The sequence below is a fragment of the Actinomyces qiguomingii genome (genome assembly GCF_004102025.1).
Lineage (GTDB): Bacteria > Actinomycetota > Actinomycetes > Actinomycetales > Actinomycetaceae > Actinomyces > Actinomyces qiguomingii.
In genome coordinates, this window is the sequence record NZ_CP025228.1 from 1,412,835 (window position 1) to 1,428,696 (window position 15,862).

A 15,862-nucleotide genomic window follows, 5' to 3' on the forward strand; every position below is an offset into this window, starting at 1 on the left:
CAGCGGGTGCGCCCCTCCGCGAGAACCGCCAGGACGCCGGATCGGAGTCCATCGGCTTAGTGGCGTTTACGCAGCGGTTTCAGGCGATCTCCAGTGCGGCCAGTAGCCAGCGGCCCCGGAATGCCTCCAGGCGGGCGGCCGCGGCCCGAACGCGGTCGCCGTCATCGAGCAGGATCGTGACCTCACAGCAGCCGTTATCGGGCTGCTGGGCGTGTACGGAGCGCGGGCGCGGCCGGGTGGCGGGCGCCTGGCCGAGGAGCCGCCGGGCCAGCCCCGCCCGTCGCGCTAGCGCCGCGAACAGCTCCGGCGTGGTCCACCGGGCGAGGTTGTCGGCCCGCCGCTGACCGGACAGCACCTCCGCGGCGGCGGTCACCACCACTGCGGCGAAGCGTGCGGGATCCGGCATGGCCGCAGTGCGCTGCGCACCGGTGGCGGAGGAACCTGATGTGAGGTCGTCAGGGCGCGCAAGGTCCCTGACACGTCCGTCGGCCTTGCGCAGGGCGGGACGGAAGGACATCCGGTCCCACTGCCGCGGTCTTTGCGCGCCGTCCACACTTGGGCGGTGCTCGACCGCGCCCGCGGTGGAGCCTGTGGCCTGGCGCCGGGTAGGGATTGGGCCGGAGGGCGGCGTAGGCCCGGTGCGTCGCCGGGAACGGGCGGGCCGGGACTCCGAGCGCCGGTCGGGTTCGGTGGGCGCCGACGTTGCGCTGCGGGACGGCTGGGCGGTAACGGCTGTGGCTGACATGGAACTCCTCCTGCGGTCAGGCGGGGTGGGCGCTTATGCGTCGGACTCGTCTATGAATTCGGGCACGGTCAGGAGCGTGTCGGGATATATGAGTCCGGGATCGGTGCCGATCGCTTCGGCATTGGCGCGATACAGCTGTGGCCAGGCGGAGGCGATGTCCGCCGGTGACGCGTCCGCTCCCAGCTCGCCGGCGGTGATGGACCACAGGGACTCGCCAGCGGCGACGCGATGGGAGGGGGTCGCATGGGCACTGTCCGCTTCCTGCTCCGGTGCCGTGTCAGCCGGTGAATGACTGGAGGCCTCTGAGTCGGCGGTTGCGGTCACGGTGGAATGCCAGCCCAGGTCGTCGGTGCTGGTATTTGGGGCGGCCAGCGCCGGACCGGCGGTTATGCCGGCGACGACGGCGCCCGCGGCAATCCGTCGTACCAGGGGAGCGCCCCATTGGTGCAGTAGCCTTCGGGCGGTTCGGGCGCCGGGGGCGGGGCGGGTGTCGGGAGCGGTTGACTGTGCGGTGTCCCTTGAGGCCACCAGGGCCAGGATAACGGAGGCTATATGCCATAGGGCGCCCGCGGCGCCGGCCGTGCAGGCAACGCCGGTGATGGCCGCGGTGAGTTGGGCGGTTCCCCACCAGGTGGGCGGCAGCTCCAACAGACGGTGGGCGCTGTGGACCGCTGTGGTGGCCAGCAGCGGGAACAGGATCGCGCAGACCAGGCCCACGGCGGCCAGTGCCAGGCGGCGTTGCAGCGCTCCCGCAGCTAGGGAAGGTGCTGTCGGCAAGCTCATGTATCTCTCCATCACCGTTGATCATCTTTAATGATGTTAGATCATGGTCGATAATGTTAGTCGTGTCAAGGGGGTTGTTTGTCGCGGCGGGTGGCAAGGGGTGCGGGCCTGAGCTCAGCCGTCTTCCCCGGGCCGTAATCGATGCCCGGGCGCAAATGACCGCAGCCACTGCCGTGCGGCCACGCCGGATGCTGCTATGCGGACCCCGAGCGATGCGTCCGGTCAAGCCCGGTGGCGTCCGTTTCTGCGCCGCCGGGGAGAGTCCTGATCGGTACGTTCGCCCCCACCGCTCGTCAGCGCGGTGGGGGCGGCCTCCAAAGCGGTGGTGCCACGCTCCGAGACGACGGCGGGATGCGCCTGGGGAGGCGGTGGAGGCGCCGGGGTTGGGGCCCCGATGGCAGCGGCCCTCATATCGCCGCCGTCGGCCGAACCGGTTACGCGGGCCGTGCCGTGGTGTCTGGTGTTCGCTGCGCCGCCATCATCGGCCGCCGTTTCGGTTTTGGCGGGAGGCCGTGTCCGACGCGAACGCATCAAAGCCGCGATGGCGCGTATGAGGGCGCCCCGAGAGGCTAGTCCCGCGCGGGCCACAGCACCTGAATGCGGGTCGATCCGGTCGACCAGCTCCGCCATCGCCTTCCCGAGCGGTGAGGCCGGGGCAGCCTCGAGCACGGAACGCCCCTCCATCAGACACCGGTCCGCCGTCTGCGCGTCATCGGGCAGTACGGTGACTTCCTCCACGCCGCCGAAACGGGCCAGCGCCTGGCGCACCGCCCGCTGCGGAGCCGGGCCGGCTGCCGCTGCGCGCACCCGGTTGACGACCACCTCCACGCGTCCGGAGGGCCGTATATCATCATCCAGGTCGTCAATGAGTTGCAGCAGCCGGCGCACCCCAATCGGATCGCCGGCGCCGACGATCACCACCACGTCCGCGCTTCGTAACAGCTCCGCCGTCACGGCGCCGCGTCCAGGCTCTAAGGTGAAGTCATCAATGGCGTCGTCGACCTGCCCTCCGGCGACGTCCACGACCGTCCAGGGGGCTGAGAATCGGCACCGTTCCCACACTTCCGGCATCGCCGCGGGCGGCAGCTCACGCCAGCGGCCGGGCCGGCCCAGACCGGTCAACAGCCTGCAGCCGTCGCTGACCGGGACCAGTATGCGATCCAGGACCTCGGCATCCAGGCGTCCCCGAGAGGCCAGCCGCGCCGCCGTGGCCAGGGCGGAGGAGTCCTCGGGCAGACCGAGCAGCTGAGTTAGACTGGGGGCCTCGACGTCGGCATCGACCAAGATCGTTTCGTCGGCGAGTCCGGCGGCCAGTGCGGCGGCGAGGGTGGAGCGTCCCGGCGCGCCCTGTGGCCCCCAGACGACCACCAGTGCGCCGCGTGCGGATGCGGTCTCAGCATTCACGGCGGCCTGATCCGGCAGCGGTGAGTAAGACGGTGTATGTGGCGCTGCTGCCGCTTCGAACTCCTCCCACAGGTCCACCTCCTCCTGCGAGACCTGGCCGGATGCGAGCGGGGCGGCGGGTGCGGGCGCTTCCGGTGGAGTGGTCCTGCCGCGGCCGATCGCCTGCAGCCGGGCGCACACCTCGGCAGGAGGGGTGGCGTAGGACTCCACCGGCCAGCCGACCCCCGACCAGCGCTCGCGGTCGGCGTCGGGGGCCAGTAAGAGTCCGGTTACGCCGGCCCGGCTCAGACGGTCGATCACGGTGCGGTCGAGCTCGTCGAAGTCCGTGCCCACAACTGCCAGTCCTCCCAGACCGGCGAGGGCGGCGCTGAGCAGTTCGGTTGTGTCCGCACAGCGTCGCACCACCGTCATTCCCGAGCCGGGCGCGTTGATGGCGCGCAGGATTCCGGCGTCATCGTCCAGTGCTAACAGCACGCCGCGCGGAACCGGTGCGGCCGGGGTGCCGTGGCCGTCCATCATGTCACTGTCCCTGGCCGGTGGGCACGAGTACGAGCGGACCGGCTGCGCCCACGGCGGTGAGCACCTTAGCCACCGCATCCTGCGGGACCAGCACTTCGACCTGCACATTGGTGCCGCCAATGAGGCTGCTGCCGGTTTGCCCCACGGAGGAGATAAGCAGCCCCTGGGCCACCACTTCGGCGGAACCCGCGTCCTGGGCCGTGGCCTGGGTGGCGGGCAACTGCCACAGGTCTACTACGTCTCCGGCGCCCGCGGCTGCGGGCAGGCCGGAGGCGACATCAAGCACCACCGCCCGCAACTCTAGATCTGAAGCGCTGCCGACTGCTCCGGCCGGCAGCAGCTCGCCCGCGTGTAGGGAACGAGTGGCGACCGCGTCATCGGAAAGGTCGCCGGCCGCCACGTAGGCGGCAGTTCCGGGATGGGCGTCGATCAGCGACAGGACCCCGTCTGCGGTTAAATCGGTTCCGGGGGCGACGTCTTGTGTGAGCACATATAGCTGTTCGGTCTGGGCGGCGGCGCTGACGGCCCAGGAGCCCAGTGCCACGGACGCCCCGATCAGCACCAACCCGCCGGCGAGACGTGGATCCCTCCATCCGGGGCGGCGCAGGCGCCTGCGCGGCGGGCGACGGGGCTGGGCGTCGGCGGGGCTGGGAGCGCTTCGTTGCGCTGAGCTCACGGCATCCTCCTAGAGCACGATCAGGGCTTTGGATGCTCTGAGAGCATCGTTGGTTATCCACAAGTATGTTCGACTATGGCGCAGAGGGCAAGATGGTGAGATCATGGTTCCATGCCGGACAAGTTTTTGACCATCGCTGAAGTAGCCGAGCACCTCCAGCTGTCCGCTCAGGGGGTGAGATCCTTGATTCAATCCGGGGAGCTTCCGGCTATCCAGGTCGGGGCGCGCCACCTGTGGCGGGTGCCGGAGAGCGCCTTCGACGAGTACGTTGAGCGGCAGCTTGCCGCCACCCGGGAGATGGTGGCCTCCGGGTCCGCCAAGGCGCCGTAGCGTACGGGTGTCTGGATGCTTGGTGACGGCGGCACGCCGTCACCTGCTGCGGACCACCTCAATCGTAGGCAGCGCAATTGTGAATGCTCCGGCGGCGTGTCCGGGGGTGATGCCGTCGCGGACAACGTCGATGTAGTCGGCTCCCACCCGAGACAGCCGCCCCGTGACCTCCTGCGCGGCGAAGATCACGCGCACGCGCGTTCCGGCGCGGGCCAGTTCCCGCAATGCGGCTTGGATACTCGGACGCCGGCCTCCGACGGGAGCCGGTGCGGGGCCCGGCAGGGGTGATGCCAAGGTGATCGCGGGTAGCGGAACCAGTGACTGGATTCCCTCCCCCTCGCCGATCAGCACGAAGGATTCCTCGGCGCGCAGCACGACTCCGTCCACGGCAGCGCCGCCGCGGGTGCGCAGGTGTACGGTGCGGCCACTGGCACCGCGCAATCGGTCTGCTAGATGCAGGTCGGCGATCTCGGCCTCGGCGAGGTCGGCGGCCTCGGCGGTGATGTCGGCGCGCCGCTCAGCATCGAAACGGCTTTCCAGATCGGCTAGGAGGCTGTCCCAGTTCATACCCGCAGCACATCACATTGACGCCGCGGAGCCAAGGGCATCGACCTACAGAGCTGATAGCACTGGGATGTCAGCGCGCTGGTCGCGGCCGAGAAAGCGGCGCCGTAGGCCCGTGGTTGGGGCACACTTGGGCACATGCGCGTCTATCTTCCCGCCACCGCCCGTGACCTGGCCGCTCCACGGATCAGTCCTCGCACCGGCCACGCCGTCACGCCCACACTGGCCGGAGCGTTTCCTGAGGAGGATCAGGAGGGGCTGGAGGTATCTGCGAGCCTGTGCGCTGCCGACGCCTCGGTGATGCTGCTGGCCGTACCGGGCGCGGAGGCGGAGGTAGACCGGCGCGTGGTGATCGCCGCGGATGTTGAGGACACCCAGGTGTGGGAGGTGCCGGTGACGGGAGAGGTGCTCCCGGGCACCGTGGAGGTGACAGAACCGGTGGAGTGGGACGCCGTCGCGGCGCTGCTTGTGGATGAGGCGGACGCCGAATCCGATGTGCGCGCCGCCCGCACCGGGGATGAGGCCGCCTTTGAGCGGGCCGCCGATGCGGACCTGCTGTGGTACGACATATCTGAGCGCAGCGTGCTCGCACAAGAGTTGGCCGCTTCCCCGCGCTAGGAGGCTATTACCCGCAGCTTGGACCCGGAGGGCGAACGGGTGATTTCGATGCGGTCGGCCACCTGCCGGCGTAGCTCCTCCACGTGCGAGACGATGCCGACGGTGCGTCCGCCGGCCTGTAGACGGCCCAGCTCGGCCAATACATTCTGCAGGGTCTCGGGGTCCAGGGAACCGAAGCCCTCATCAATGAACAGCGTCTCCATGCTCACCCCACCGGACTCGGCCGTGACCACGTCGGCCAGGGCCAGGGCGAGGGACAAGGATACGTAGAAGGTCTCCCCACCGGACAGCGTCTTGGGGTCGCGCACACCGGAGTCGGAGAAGCGGTCGATGACACCGAGCCCCAGTCCGCGGTCGGTGCGGCTCCTGGAGCCGGCCTCGTCGTCAACATGTACGAGCTCGTAGCGTCCCGCGGACATCTGGGACAGGCGCTGGTTGGCGAATACGAGCACTTCCTTGAACCGCTCCAGCAGCACCCAGGTGGCCAGCGGGGTGGCGGAATCGTTGTAGCCGGAGGCCACGGCTACGACCTCCCACAGCGCGGCGGAATCCTCGACCACGGCGGTTAGGGCGGTGGCGGCGTCGTTGACCGCGTCGGCGGCCTCTTGCACCCGGTTAAGGCGGGAGCGGGCCTGCTCCCGCGCCGCCATTGCCGCGTGGTAGGTGGATTCGGCGGTGGCCAGCCGCCGGCGCGCGCCCTCGACATCGGCGGTTTCCTGGCCGGTGAGGGATGCGATGGTCTCATCCTGGGTCAGGCCGTGCCGGACGCGTTCACGCCGTGCGGCGGCCTCGGCGACCTTCTGTTCCAGGGCGGCTAGCTCGGGGCCGGTCAGATAGGCCGCGCTCGCGGCAGCGGCGGAGACGAATCCGGCCTGGGCGATGGCATCTGCCAGTTCGGCACGGTCGTGCACGACGGTTCTGGCGGTCTCGGATGTACGGGTGAGCAGGTCCGCCAGCTGCCCGGCGGCCTCGGCGGCCTCGCTTAGGGCACGCATGTGTGCGGCGACGGAGTCGTGCCCTCCCTGTGCGGTGCGGCAGCGCTCCCGATCTCGGCTGAGGGCTTCCACCTGGGAGTCCAGCCGGGCACGGTCCCGTGCGAGCTCGGCACGCCGCTGGTCGAGCTGGTCACGCAGCTGTTCCGTGACGCGGGTGAAGTCACCGAGGCGTGACTCCAGCTCCGGCACCGGTGCGGCGGCCTGCTGCGCAGCATCGAGTTCACGCTGCGCAGCTTCCAGTGCTTGGATGAGCTCAGCCGTGCTGGCCTGCCCGGCGGCGGTGCGGGCCGTGGTCTGCTCGGCCACCAGCGCCTCGTGGCTCTTGACCTGCGCCGCCAGCTCTGCGTCGGCCTGGCGCTGCGCCGCCTCCGCGGCCTGGACGTCTGCGCGGGAGACGGTTCCTTGACCGGGAACGGCGGGGGCGGGATGCTCGGTTGAGCCGCATACCGGGCAGGGCTGCCCGGCCACGAGTTCGGTGACGATCGAGCCGGCCGTGGCACTGATCCAGGCCTCGCGCTGCTGGGAGACGAGCGCGTTGGCGTCTCGTGCCGCGGCAGTGGCGGCCTCGACGGCGTCATGCGCGGCGGCGATGCGGGCGGTCAGGGCATCGGCGCGTCGGGAGGCGTCGAGACGTTCGACGCAGGCGTCCCGTTGCACGCCCAGCTCCGGCAGTCTCGCCTGTGCGGCGCGCGCAGCGGCCAGGGACGTCTCCAACTCGACCTGCAACCCGGGCCGTTGGGCCAGCTGGGCGGCGACATCTTCGGCATTGTCCTGATCGGCGGCGAGACGCTGCTGTGCGGCCTCCGCCTCCTGGGTGCGGGAGGACAGTCCATTCTCCAACTCGACGACGGCGCTGAGAGTCCCCGCCCGGGTGCGCAGGGCGTGGCTGCGGGCGGTAATGGTGCGGGCGGACTGCGTGAGGGCGTCCAGGACTGGGAGCGCCATGGGGTCATCCGGGCCGTCGGGGCTGATGGAATCGGCATTCGGAATCAGCGGAGCGAGCTCGTTCAGGGACGCCAGCGCCGGCTCGTATTCGGCTGCGGTTATCGTGGCCGCGGCGTCGGCGTTCGTTTGGCGTGAGCAGTTGTCGGTCTCTGGCGCGTCGGTGGGGCTTTGCGGGCCGGGCACTGACTGCTCGGCGGCAGGGGGCCGGTTCTCTTCGAGTACCGCAACGGCCAGCTCACGGGCCTCGTGGGCGGACCGGGCTGAGTCCTGCGCGCGGGTCAGCACGGGGAGGACGGAGGTGGCCCGGCGGGCCGCGTCGGCGCGCGCGGCATCGGCAGCGTCCTGAGCGGCGCAGGCGTCGAGCTGCTGCTGCTCGGCCACCAGGCGTGCGCGACGATCCAGACGGTCCTGCAACGCGATGGCGGCGTTGACGGCGTCGGCCGCCTCCTGACGGGTGATGCCGGCCATTTCCAGGGCCTGGCGCGCCGGCTCGGCTGCTGCTTGCGCGGCCTGGACGGCGGCGTGACCGATGGATGCGATGGCTTCGGCATCAGGCACGCGGGCGGCGACGAGGGCCTCCAGCCGTGTGGCGGGAGAGGGCGGCAGCGTGGCTGGCGTACCGCTGTCTCCGGGAGAGCTGGCATGTGCATCGGGGGATTCGACGACTTCGGCGTTGCCGGCGGGGCCGTCCCCGGGGGAGGAGCTGGCGGCGTCGCCTGGGGCGGCGGATGCTTCGGGCTCGGCGTCGTGAAGCAGGGGTGCCAGGACCTCGGCGCGGGCGCGCAGGGTCTGACGGGCCGACTCCGCCCGCTGCTCCAGGGATCGGCCGCGGCTGCGCAGCGCCTCCTGCATGCGATCGAAGATCGAGGTGCCGAATACGTCGCGCAGCAGGTCATGACGCTGTTTGGATTCGGCTCTCAGGAACTGGGCGAACTTCCCCTGGGGAAGGACGACGGTCTGAGTGAACTGAGTCCGTTTCAACCCCACGATACGGCGGAGCTCGGAGTCCACCTCGCCGACGCGCGTGATCGGCTCGCTGAGGGCTTTCCCGTCCGGGGCGGACAGCCGCCACAGCTTCACGGAGGCGTTCTGCCTGGTGGTTCCGCTGCCACGCCGCTTGGGGCGCATGTACTCGGGCGTGCGCGCGATGCGGTAGACCCCGGCGGAGGTGGAGAAGACGAGTTCGACCTCGCTGGGAGCGGTGGGAGTCACCAGTGTGGAGCGGATGCGTTGTTTGGAGGAACCGTCGGAGTCGGCCACATCCCCGTAGAGTGCGAAGACGATGGCGTCGATAATGGTGGTCTTGCCCGAGCCGGTGGGACCGGTTAGCAGGAAGCGGCCGGAGTCGGCGAAGCGGTCGAAGTCGATGGTCTCGGTGCCGGGGAAGGGGCCCACCCCCGTGATGGTTAGGCGGTGCAGGCGCATCAGCGGTCCTCCTTGAGCTGGGCGTCGGCGCGGGCGGCGTCGTAGGCCGCGGCCATGATGGCGTGCTGGGCCCGGGTGGGGCGGTGACCGAGCATCTCGGTCAGGAAGCGGTCGGCCACGTCCACCGGGTCCGAGGCGCGGGTGACTGTGATGGTTTCGCGCTCGGTCTGCTCGGGACGGGTGTGGGAGAAGGCCAGCAGGTTGGGGAACCGTTCCTTGAGCTGCGCCATGGTGCCCGGGAGCATGGGGCCGGTGAGTTCCACGCGCACCCAGTCGCGGGTGTAGACCGCATTCGCAGGGGCGAGGAGCTGATCGAGTGTGCCGTGCAGCGTGGTGGCCCGGTAGGGGGTGGGGGTGGGGATCCGTTCCATGCGGGTCACGCCGGTGGGGCCCAGTTCCAGCAGCACGGAGGACTTGGTGGCGTCGGCCTCGGGGAAGGAGAAGGGCAGTGGGCTGCCGGAGTAGACCAGGCGCGGGCGTGTGGGGGCGTGCGCGGCGAATGGGTACGCATCGGCTCCCGGAGCGCTGGCTGTGGCGGTGTCGCCCCCGGCGGTGGGGAAGTGCAGCTCTTGAGGGCGGTGCAGGTGGCCGAGGGCCACGTAGTCGAGCCCGCCGGAGGCGTTGGCCAGGGGCGAGCCGCCGAGCGTGGTGAACACGCCCGCCGGCACGCAGTCCACCCCGCCGACGCGGATGTCCCGCTCGGAGTCGGGGGTCGCCTGCCCGCCGACGACGAAGGCGTGCGCCATGGCCAGCGCGGGCACCCTGGACGCGTCGTCAGCACGCCGCTCAGCCAAGTCGTGCGCCACCAGCCGCAGCGCTGCGCAGACCACCGCCTCGTGGCTGCGCGGCAGCAGGGCGGGGCCGCCGGCGGCTGGGGACGCGGCTGCATCGGAGGGACCGGGGAACGCAGCCGGGTCGGCGGGGGAGTCGGCGTCGGCCTGCGCCTCCGGTTCGACCGGCCCCTCCCCGAGGCGTGCGGCCAGCAGGGGTGGCAGGGACTCGCGGGCGGCATCGGGGTCGAGGTAGGGCAGGGCGTAGACGTACAGGCCGGGATGACCGGCGGCGTCGGGGATGATGACGGGCCGGTCGACGTCGGCCACGCGCACGCGCAGGTCCAGCCCCTCACGCAGCAGGGCAGCGGCGAAGCCGAGCCGCTGGGCGGAGTCGTGGTTGCCGGGGGTGAGCACCACGCGCGTGCGGTCCGCCAGGCGGCACAGGGTGTCGTCGAGCAGGCGGACGGCGGCGGTGGGCGGGATGGCGCGGTCGTAGACGTCACCGGAGATGACGACGGCATCGACGCCCTCGGCCTTGACCACCTCAATCAGGTGCTCGGCGAAGACGGCCTGGGCGTCATCGAGCACCCGGCCGTGGAAGGTGCGCCCGAGGTGCCAGTCGGAGGTGTGGAGGATCCGCATGCCCGCAGCCTCTCACAAGCCTCCGACACGAATTCGAGGTGCTTAGCGGGTGGCGTCTAGGCGGCGCATGCCATGTCGTCAGTAAACGGCCTTATCGAGGTCGGTCGGCAGACCCTCCACTGTCAGCCTGTGGCGGTGAGCTGGGAGACCCGGCCGCGGGAAATGCCCATGATGGCGGCGGTGTCGGAGACGGATAAGCCTTCGGCGCGCAGAGCGAGGGCGGCTTCTCGCCAGGCAGCGGTCGCTTCTTCCTGCAGCGCCTTGGCACGGGCAGCGGTCTCTTTGGCAGCACGAACCTGGGCGAGGGAATCGACTTCGGGGACAATGTCGATCTTCCAGCTGGAGTGGTCGGTGGTTTCGTCGACGGTATCGAGGTAATCGACGACCTGCTGGCGTGCCCGGTCGAGGTGGGTCACCTGCGTGTGGTGGTCGTCGTCGAGCTCAAGCTCCCAGCCACCTGACCAGCGGGTGGCCATAACCGTAAGGCTCTGGTTCATGCCTTGCTCCTCTCAATCGCTCGCAGCGCGTCGCGGGTCACCTTCGGTGAGACCTCAGGGGTGCGGGTGATCACGACGATCTCTGAGCCGCAGCGCCAGACTTCGTGGTCACCTTTGCCTCGGCGGGCCGTGAAGCCCGCCTTGATGAGCAAGCGCGCCAGATCGCGATACTTCATTGGCTTCGTCATCGGAGTTTACCGCTAGTAATCGGCTTCCGTCTAGGCGGGCTAAACGGGTGGGTCTGGGCGTCGTCGAGCACCCGGCCGTGGAAGGTGCGCCCGAGGTGCCAGCCGGAGGTGTGGAGGATCCGCATGTCCGCAGCCTCTCACAAGCCTCCGACACGAATTCGAGGTGCTTAGCGGGTGGCGTCCAGCCTGCCTGCGCCAAGGAGGGGTGAAAATGTCCGAGATCGACTAAAACGCACCCGGGGCGGTGAGGCGCGATTCCAAAATCGTTGGAATGACGCGGGTCTCCGGGATGAACTTCCGCCCAACAGGGTCGTTCGTGCCGAATTCGGGCAGTCGCGGTGCGGCCGGACAGGGCGTGTTATGGTATAGATATATTGACGTTGTCGTTGGAATCTTTGAAGGTGCATCCATGCCCGTTTCTACTCGCGCTGTTCCGGTGCTCTCACGCCGTGGCGCGCTCACTCTCCCCGCGGTGGTCGGGGGACTGGGCGCACTGGCTGCCTGCTCCGGCTCACCAACCTCGGACCCCACCGATGCCGACGATGCCACATCCTCGGGAACCGCGGCCTCGACGCCTGCTGCACAGGCCACCACCTCGCTGCAACGAGTGACCGACGTGCTCGAGGGCAACACCCTCGATGTGGAGGTCGGGCCGCTGGTGCGTGTTGATGAGTCGTCGTCGATCCTGCTCATACACGTAGAACGTCCCGAGGACGATCCCAACCAGGACACCTACTGCTCCCCGGGGGTCACTTGGGTTGGCAACTACCTGGACGAGGACTACGGTACCCAGCCGCTGCGGATCGTCGACCCCGAGGGCAGTCGCGTTTGGCTGTCCACGCACACCGACTACTCGAGCGATTCCATAAAGCCGGGTGAGTCCGTGGACCTGCAGATTGTCTGCGGCGCCGTTGACGCCGAGGTTTCCACCGTCACGGTGCTGTTGGCCACGACCGGCTTCTTTCAGGTGTCAGTTGTGGACCTGGATACGGTGCCCGACTTGGATGCCCAGGCGATCCTGGCGGAGGCCAAGCCCAACGCCGAGCTTGCCGCGCCCATTGCGTTGGAGCGCTACACGGAGGCCGTTGACGGCTCCGGCACTGGATTGACCACCGCTAAGGACGTTACCGTGACCATCTCTGGGGACGTCACCTTTGAGGTCGACTCCTCCGATCTGACCTTAGACGCGGACGCGTTGCTGGGCGATACCGCCGACACGATCGCGGAATACCCCGACGGCGGGACCCTGACCATTACCGGGCACACCGATGACGTCAACGACGACGACTACAACCAGGGGCTGTCCGAGCGCCGCGCCCAGGCCGTCTCCGACCGCCTGGGGGAGTTGACCGATCTGTCCGCCTGGGAAGTGGCCGTTTCGGGTAAGGGCGAGAAGGAGCCGCGAGAGCAGGGCACGGACGACGCCGCTCGCGCCGCCAATCGGCGCGTGGAGATCGTCATCACGCCCACCGGCGGCACTGCGGGCACCCTGAACGCGCCCGCGGCCACAGCCTCGGTCCCCAAGCCGGAGGGCCCCAGCGCGCCCGGCCCCGACGGCGTGACCATCCCCGATCCCGACGGCGAGGGCAGTGACCTCACCATCACCCTGGAACGGGTCACCAGGCGCGGCGGCCTGTTGTTGGGCGAGCTCGTGCTGACCGGTGGTGAGGGAGAAACCGGGGTGTCGGCCGAGCAGGCGCTGACCGACGGCTCCGGTTGGGGACTGAATAACGCCCGCGGGGAGTCGGGCGGGCTCAGCAGCGCCTCCGCGGCCAGCGGTGTCACCCTGCTCTCCGGTGGCAGCTATGTGTTTCCCGTCGATTACCTGCCCCCGGACAGGGAGTCCCATCGCCCCTTGGCGGAGCTCAGCCTCACTGGCTCATTGAATGCGGGGCAGGTTATGCGCGTGTGTATCGCCTGGCCCGATACCGGTGAGGACACCGTCATCGTGGACCGTCCGGCCGACACGGAGGTGAATCCGCTGCCTTGGCGCCTGACGGATGTGCCCGTGGTCGAGGGTTAGCGGAATACCTGTTCACAGGCGGTGCAGCCTCGTACGGTTTGCGGGGGCTACCGGCGCCCGAAGAGGCCGCGCAGGAAGCCCGACGCGCGGCTAACGAGGCGGGCTCGGCGGCGTGGCCTTGGCAGCGCTGCGAGTTGGGTGCGCCGGACCTGCTCCAGGTCGCGCACATCCCACACCTCCACGGTGCCGTTCAGGACGTTCGCCCCCAACATCCCCACCAGGTTCACCGGGTCCTTCGCCTGACCGAAGGGCGGGGCGTAGGCCAGGTCCAGGTAGATCAGGTCCGCAACGCCCAGCCCGGCGCGGTCGGCGCCGGTGACCGCCGCCGTCATCTCCCCGGCGCGCACAATGGCGGTTCCCAGCGGCGCGGGAATCGGCCGGGCGTGCTCGGGATCCATGATGAAGTCGGCCACCAGCCGCCCCGCACGGTTCGCCGGGCCGGCCAGGGGAATGGGACGGCGGACGCCGGTGATCGGATCGGTGGACACGGTGGCGTCGCCGACGGTGGTGGTGATGCCGCGCTTGGCCAGCACCTCGGCGGCCTCAATGCCGATCGCGTCGTCGTGCCGTGGGGGCGACATTTGGCGCCCATTCTGGGCGCGGGCGCCTGCCCGGGAAGATGCCCCAGGGGGTATTTGGTGTACGGTGTGCGCGCGGTGACCTCGGTCACTGACCGCCGCCGACCGTGGTCGCGCAGCAGGCGGCTGAGCACGGCGTTCCTGCCGGATTTGGACAGTTTGACGGCGAGGCGCGCCGGTGAGCGGGCTGCAGCCCGATCTCAGGCGGCGATCGTGCCGGTGGCAACCAGCACAATGATCACCAGCCCCAGCAGTACGCGGTAGATCAGGAAGCCGGTGAACTTGTTGGACGAGACGAAGCGCAGTAGCCAGGCGATCGTCGCATAGGCGACCAGGCCGGAAACGACCGTGGCGATCGCCGTAGCCCCCCATCCGACCGTATTGGAGATGTCCCCGGCGGCGGTGACGGCCTCCAGGGCGCCGGCGGCCAGCAGCGCCGGGATGCCCATGAAGAAGGACAGACGGGTGGCGGTGACCCGATCAAAGCGCAGGAACAGTCCCGCGGAGATCGTCGCCCCCGAGCGGGAGATACCCGGCAGCATAGGAGAGAGCGCCTGGAAACAGCCGATGATGAGGGCGTCCTTGATGGAGACCTCCCGCATTCCCTTGCCCGCAGAGGTATGGGCGGCACCGCTAGGGCCTTCACTGCGCCGGTCGGCCAGCCACATGACCCCGGACCACAGGATCAACGCTCCGGCGATCACCCACAGGGATCGGGAAGTGACCTCAATGAAGTCCTTCAGTACCAGGCCTACCACGGCCACGGGGATCGAGCCGAGGATGATGCCCCAACCGAGCGTGTAATCGGGGTCGGTGCGGGCATCGGCGTTGGTCAGGCCCTTGAGCCAAGCGGTCACAATGCGCACGATGTCGCCCCAGAAGTAGACGACGGCGGCCAGGATCGCGCCGACCTGGATGACGGCGGTGAAAGCGGTCATGCCAACATCGTTGATCTTGTAGTCCAGTAGCTTCTCAACGATGTTCAGGTGTCCGGTGGAGGACACGGGCAAGAACTCGGTGATGCCCTCGACAATGCCGAGGATGACGGCGTGCAGCCAGTTCATGAGGCTCCCAGGGCTCGGATGCGGTTGACTCCCTGAGAGGCTACCGGGCGGGGACTGCCCCGTGAGCACTCGGAGGTGTGGAACAGGCCTCAGCGGTTCCGGACTCGACGTGATCGTCCGGATCAGTCGGTCTCGGCGGACAGGTGCTCCAGCACCGCCTCGTGCAGCAGGGTGTTGGTGGCTACCGCACTGCCGCCCCAGGGGCCCGACTCTCCTGCCAGGGAGGTGAAGCGGCCTCCGGCCTCGGTGACGATCGGCACCAGCGCGCCCATGTCATACAGTTCCAGCTCCGGCTCGGCGGCCAGGTCCACGGCTCCCTCGGCCAGCAGCATGTAGGACCAGAAGTCCCCGTAGGCGCGGGTGCGCCAGCACGCCTGCATCAGCGACAGCATGCCGCGCAGCCGCCGCCGCTCCGCCCAGCCGGACAGTGAGGAGTAGGACAGGGAGGCGTCCTCAAGGCCGGCCACACTGGACACGTGCAACTGGCGGGCCGAGGCCAGGGAGCGGCCGGTCCAGGCGCCGCCGCCGCGCACCGCCCACCAGCGCCGCCCCAGTGCGGGCGCGGAGACCAGGCCGACGACGACCTCGCCATCCTCCACCAGGCTGATGAGGGTGGCCCATACGGGCACGCCCCGCACGAAGTTCTTGGTCCCGTCGATCGGGTCGATCACCCACTGGCGGGGGGAGTGGCCGGTGGTGCCGAACTCCTCCCCGAGCACGGAGTCGCGGGTGCGGGCGCGGGCCAGATAGTCGCGAATCATCCGCTCGGCCTCGCGGTCGGCCGCGGTCACGGGTGTCAGGTCGGGCTTGGTCTCCACCTCGAAGTCCTGGGCGTCGAAGCGTGCCTGGGTGAGCGGGTCCACCTGGTCGGCGATCGTATGCGCCAGATGCAGGTCATCGCGCCAACGGCGCTCGGCGGCGGGCGGCGTGGGGGAGGAACCGGCGTTGCTGCTCATGGCACGAGAGTAGACGCCCGCGGCTCGTCTCCGGCTCCGGCACCGCCGCGAGCGGCCCGATTGCCGCGGCGAAAGGGCAGCCGGCCTCCTACCTCGGGAGGAGCCGGCGCGAATCTAAAGGCGCAGGAGGCGGTGCC

Annotated in this window: 15 protein-coding genes; 3 read left to right on the forward strand and 12 right to left on the reverse strand. The window is 69.6% G+C overall.

Going from position 1 to position 15,862, the window contains the following annotated elements:
* Positions 1-79 precede the first annotated feature (79 nt).
* The 4 genes from CWT10_RS17315 to CWT10_RS05810 form a co-directional block, all read right to left on the reverse strand.
* Complete coding sequence (locus tag CWT10_RS17315; RefSeq protein WP_233187996.1) at positions 80-745, reverse strand: Rv3235 family protein; 666 nt, start codon at positions 743-745, stop codon at positions 80-82.
* 33 nt (positions 746-778) lie between these two features.
* Positions 779-1,528 carry a LysM peptidoglycan-binding domain-containing protein gene (locus tag CWT10_RS05800; RefSeq protein ID WP_103061886.1) on the reverse strand — a complete coding sequence of 250 codons (750 nt, stop codon included), beginning with the start codon at positions 1,526-1,528 and terminating at the stop codon, positions 779-781.
* Positions 1,529-1,750: 222 nt separating this feature from the next.
* Positions 1,751-3,451 (reverse strand): CpaE/TadZ family protein, encoded by a 1,701-nt coding sequence (locus CWT10_RS05805; protein ID WP_233187997.1) that lies wholly within the window; start codon positions 3,449-3,451, stop codon positions 1,751-1,753.
* A gap of 1 nt (position 3,452) precedes the next feature.
* A complete protein-coding gene (locus CWT10_RS05810; RefSeq protein ID WP_233187998.1) occupies positions 3,453-4,127 on the reverse strand; it encodes a hypothetical protein in 675 nt (224 codons plus the stop codon).
* Positions 4,128-4,238: 111 nt separating this feature from the next.
* Here CWT10_RS05810 and CWT10_RS05815 point away from each other — a divergent pair, with 111 nt between their 5' ends.
* Positions 4,239-4,457 (forward strand): helix-turn-helix domain-containing protein, encoded by a 219-nt coding sequence (locus CWT10_RS05815; RefSeq protein WP_103061887.1) that lies wholly within the window; start codon positions 4,239-4,241, stop codon positions 4,455-4,457.
* 39 nt (positions 4,458-4,496) lie between these two features.
* On the opposite strand, the gene CWT10_RS05820 is transcribed toward CWT10_RS05815, so the two are convergent.
* Positions 4,497-5,024, reverse strand: coding sequence for a Fis family transcriptional regulator (locus tag CWT10_RS05820; protein WP_103061888.1), 528 nt, complete (start codon positions 5,022-5,024; stop codon positions 4,497-4,499).
* A gap of 135 nt (positions 5,025-5,159) precedes the next feature.
* Here CWT10_RS05820 and CWT10_RS05825 point away from each other — a divergent pair, with 135 nt between their 5' ends.
* A complete protein-coding gene (locus CWT10_RS05825) occupies positions 5,160-5,639 on the forward strand; it encodes a DUF6912 family protein (protein WP_103061889.1) in 480 nt (159 codons plus the stop codon).
* On the opposite strand, the gene CWT10_RS05830 is transcribed toward CWT10_RS05825, so the two are convergent.
* The 4 genes from CWT10_RS05830 to CWT10_RS05845 all read right to left on the reverse strand — a co-directional run bounded on the left by CWT10_RS05830 (position 5,636) and on the right by CWT10_RS05845 (position 11,092).
* Positions 5,636-9,004, reverse strand: a complete 3,369-nt coding sequence (locus CWT10_RS05830) for an AAA family ATPase (RefSeq protein ID WP_103061890.1) — start codon at positions 9,002-9,004, stop codon at positions 5,636-5,638. The two genes, CWT10_RS05825 and CWT10_RS05830, sit on opposite strands and share 4 nt — an antisense overlap.
* The gene (locus tag CWT10_RS05835) at positions 9,004-10,419 is read right to left on the reverse strand and encodes an exonuclease SbcCD subunit D (RefSeq protein WP_103061891.1); all 1,416 of its coding nucleotides are present in this window, start codon (positions 10,417-10,419) and stop codon (positions 9,004-9,006) included. Before CWT10_RS05835 ends, CWT10_RS05830 begins: the two co-directional genes overlap by 1 nt.
* A gap of 122 nt (positions 10,420-10,541) precedes the next feature.
* The gene (locus tag CWT10_RS05840) at positions 10,542-10,916 is read right to left on the reverse strand and encodes a helix-turn-helix domain-containing protein (protein ID WP_103061892.1); all 375 of its coding nucleotides are present in this window, start codon (positions 10,914-10,916) and stop codon (positions 10,542-10,544) included.
* Positions 10,913-11,092: a type II toxin-antitoxin system HicA family toxin gene (locus CWT10_RS05845; RefSeq protein WP_103061893.1), complete on the reverse strand. Its 180-nt coding sequence runs from the start codon at positions 11,090-11,092 to the stop codon at positions 10,913-10,915. The genes CWT10_RS05840 and CWT10_RS05845 overlap by 4 nt, the downstream gene beginning before the upstream one ends.
* 421 nt (positions 11,093-11,513) lie before the next feature.
* Between CWT10_RS05845 and CWT10_RS05850 the strand changes: the two genes are divergently transcribed.
* Positions 11,514-13,127 (forward strand): OmpA family protein, encoded by a 1,614-nt coding sequence (locus CWT10_RS05850; protein WP_158247582.1) that lies wholly within the window; start codon positions 11,514-11,516, stop codon positions 13,125-13,127.
* Positions 13,128-13,174: 47 nt separating this feature from the next.
* On the opposite strand, the gene CWT10_RS17930 is transcribed toward CWT10_RS05850, so the two are convergent.
* The 3 genes from CWT10_RS17930 to hisN all read right to left on the reverse strand — a co-directional run bounded on the left by CWT10_RS17930 (position 13,175) and on the right by hisN (position 15,725).
* The gene (locus CWT10_RS17930) at positions 13,175-13,708 is read right to left on the reverse strand and encodes a hypothetical protein (protein ID WP_416171678.1); all 534 of its coding nucleotides are present in this window, start codon (positions 13,706-13,708) and stop codon (positions 13,175-13,177) included.
* A 197-nt stretch (positions 13,709-13,905) separates the two neighbouring features.
* Positions 13,906-14,769 carry an undecaprenyl-diphosphate phosphatase gene (locus CWT10_RS05860; protein ID WP_103061895.1) on the reverse strand — a complete coding sequence of 288 codons (864 nt, stop codon included), beginning with the start codon at positions 14,767-14,769 and terminating at the stop codon, positions 13,906-13,908.
* Between the two features lie 122 nt (positions 14,770-14,891).
* The gene (gene hisN / locus CWT10_RS05865; RefSeq protein WP_103061896.1) at positions 14,892-15,725 is read right to left on the reverse strand and encodes a histidinol-phosphatase; all 834 of its coding nucleotides are present in this window, start codon (positions 15,723-15,725) and stop codon (positions 14,892-14,894) included.
* Positions 15,726-15,862: the final 137 nt, after the last annotated feature.

Excerpts from the sequence above, each read along its gene's own strand:
- CWT10_RS05820 (WP_103061888.1), bottom strand. The coding sequence starts at position 5,024 with ATGAACTGGGACAGCCTCCTAGCCGATCTGGAAAGCCGTTTCGATGCT.
- CWT10_RS17930 (WP_416171678.1), bottom strand. The coding sequence starts at position 13,708 with ATGTCGCCCCCACGGCACGACGACGCGATCGGCATTGAGGCCGCCGAG.
- CWT10_RS05860 (WP_103061895.1), bottom strand. The coding sequence starts at position 14,769 with ATGAACTGGCTGCACGCCGTCATCCTCGGCATTGTCGAGGGCATCACC.
- CWT10_RS05850 (WP_158247582.1), top strand. The coding sequence starts at position 11,514 with ATGCCCGTTTCTACTCGCGCTGTTCCGGTGCTCTCACGCCGTGGCGCG.
- CWT10_RS05805 (WP_233187997.1), bottom strand. The coding sequence starts at position 3,451 with ATGATGGACGGCCACGGCACCCCGGCCGCACCGGTTCCGCGCGGCGTG.
- CWT10_RS05825 (WP_103061889.1), top strand. The coding sequence starts at position 5,160 with ATGCGCGTCTATCTTCCCGCCACCGCCCGTGACCTGGCCGCTCCACGG.
- CWT10_RS17315 (WP_233187996.1), bottom strand. The coding sequence starts at position 745 with ATGTCAGCCACAGCCGTTACCGCCCAGCCGTCCCGCAGCGCAACGTCG.
- CWT10_RS05830 (WP_103061890.1), bottom strand. The coding sequence starts at position 9,004 with ATGCGCCTGCACCGCCTAACCATCACGGGGGTGGGCCCCTTCCCCGGC.
- CWT10_RS05845 (WP_103061893.1), bottom strand. The coding sequence starts at position 11,092 with ATGAAGTATCGCGATCTGGCGCGCTTGCTCATCAAGGCGGGCTTCACG.
- CWT10_RS05800 (WP_103061886.1), bottom strand. The coding sequence starts at position 1,528 with ATGAGCTTGCCGACAGCACCTTCCCTAGCTGCGGGAGCGCTGCAACGC.
- CWT10_RS05840 (WP_103061892.1), bottom strand. The coding sequence starts at position 10,916 with ATGAACCAGAGCCTTACGGTTATGGCCACCCGCTGGTCAGGTGGCTGG.
- CWT10_RS05835 (WP_103061891.1), bottom strand. The coding sequence starts at position 10,419 with ATGCGGATCCTCCACACCTCCGACTGGCACCTCGGGCGCACCTTCCAC.
- hisN (WP_103061896.1), bottom strand. The coding sequence starts at position 15,725 with ATGAGCAGCAACGCCGGTTCCTCCCCCACGCCGCCCGCCGCCGAGCGC.
- CWT10_RS05815 (WP_103061887.1), top strand. The coding sequence starts at position 4,239 with ATGCCGGACAAGTTTTTGACCATCGCTGAAGTAGCCGAGCACCTCCAG.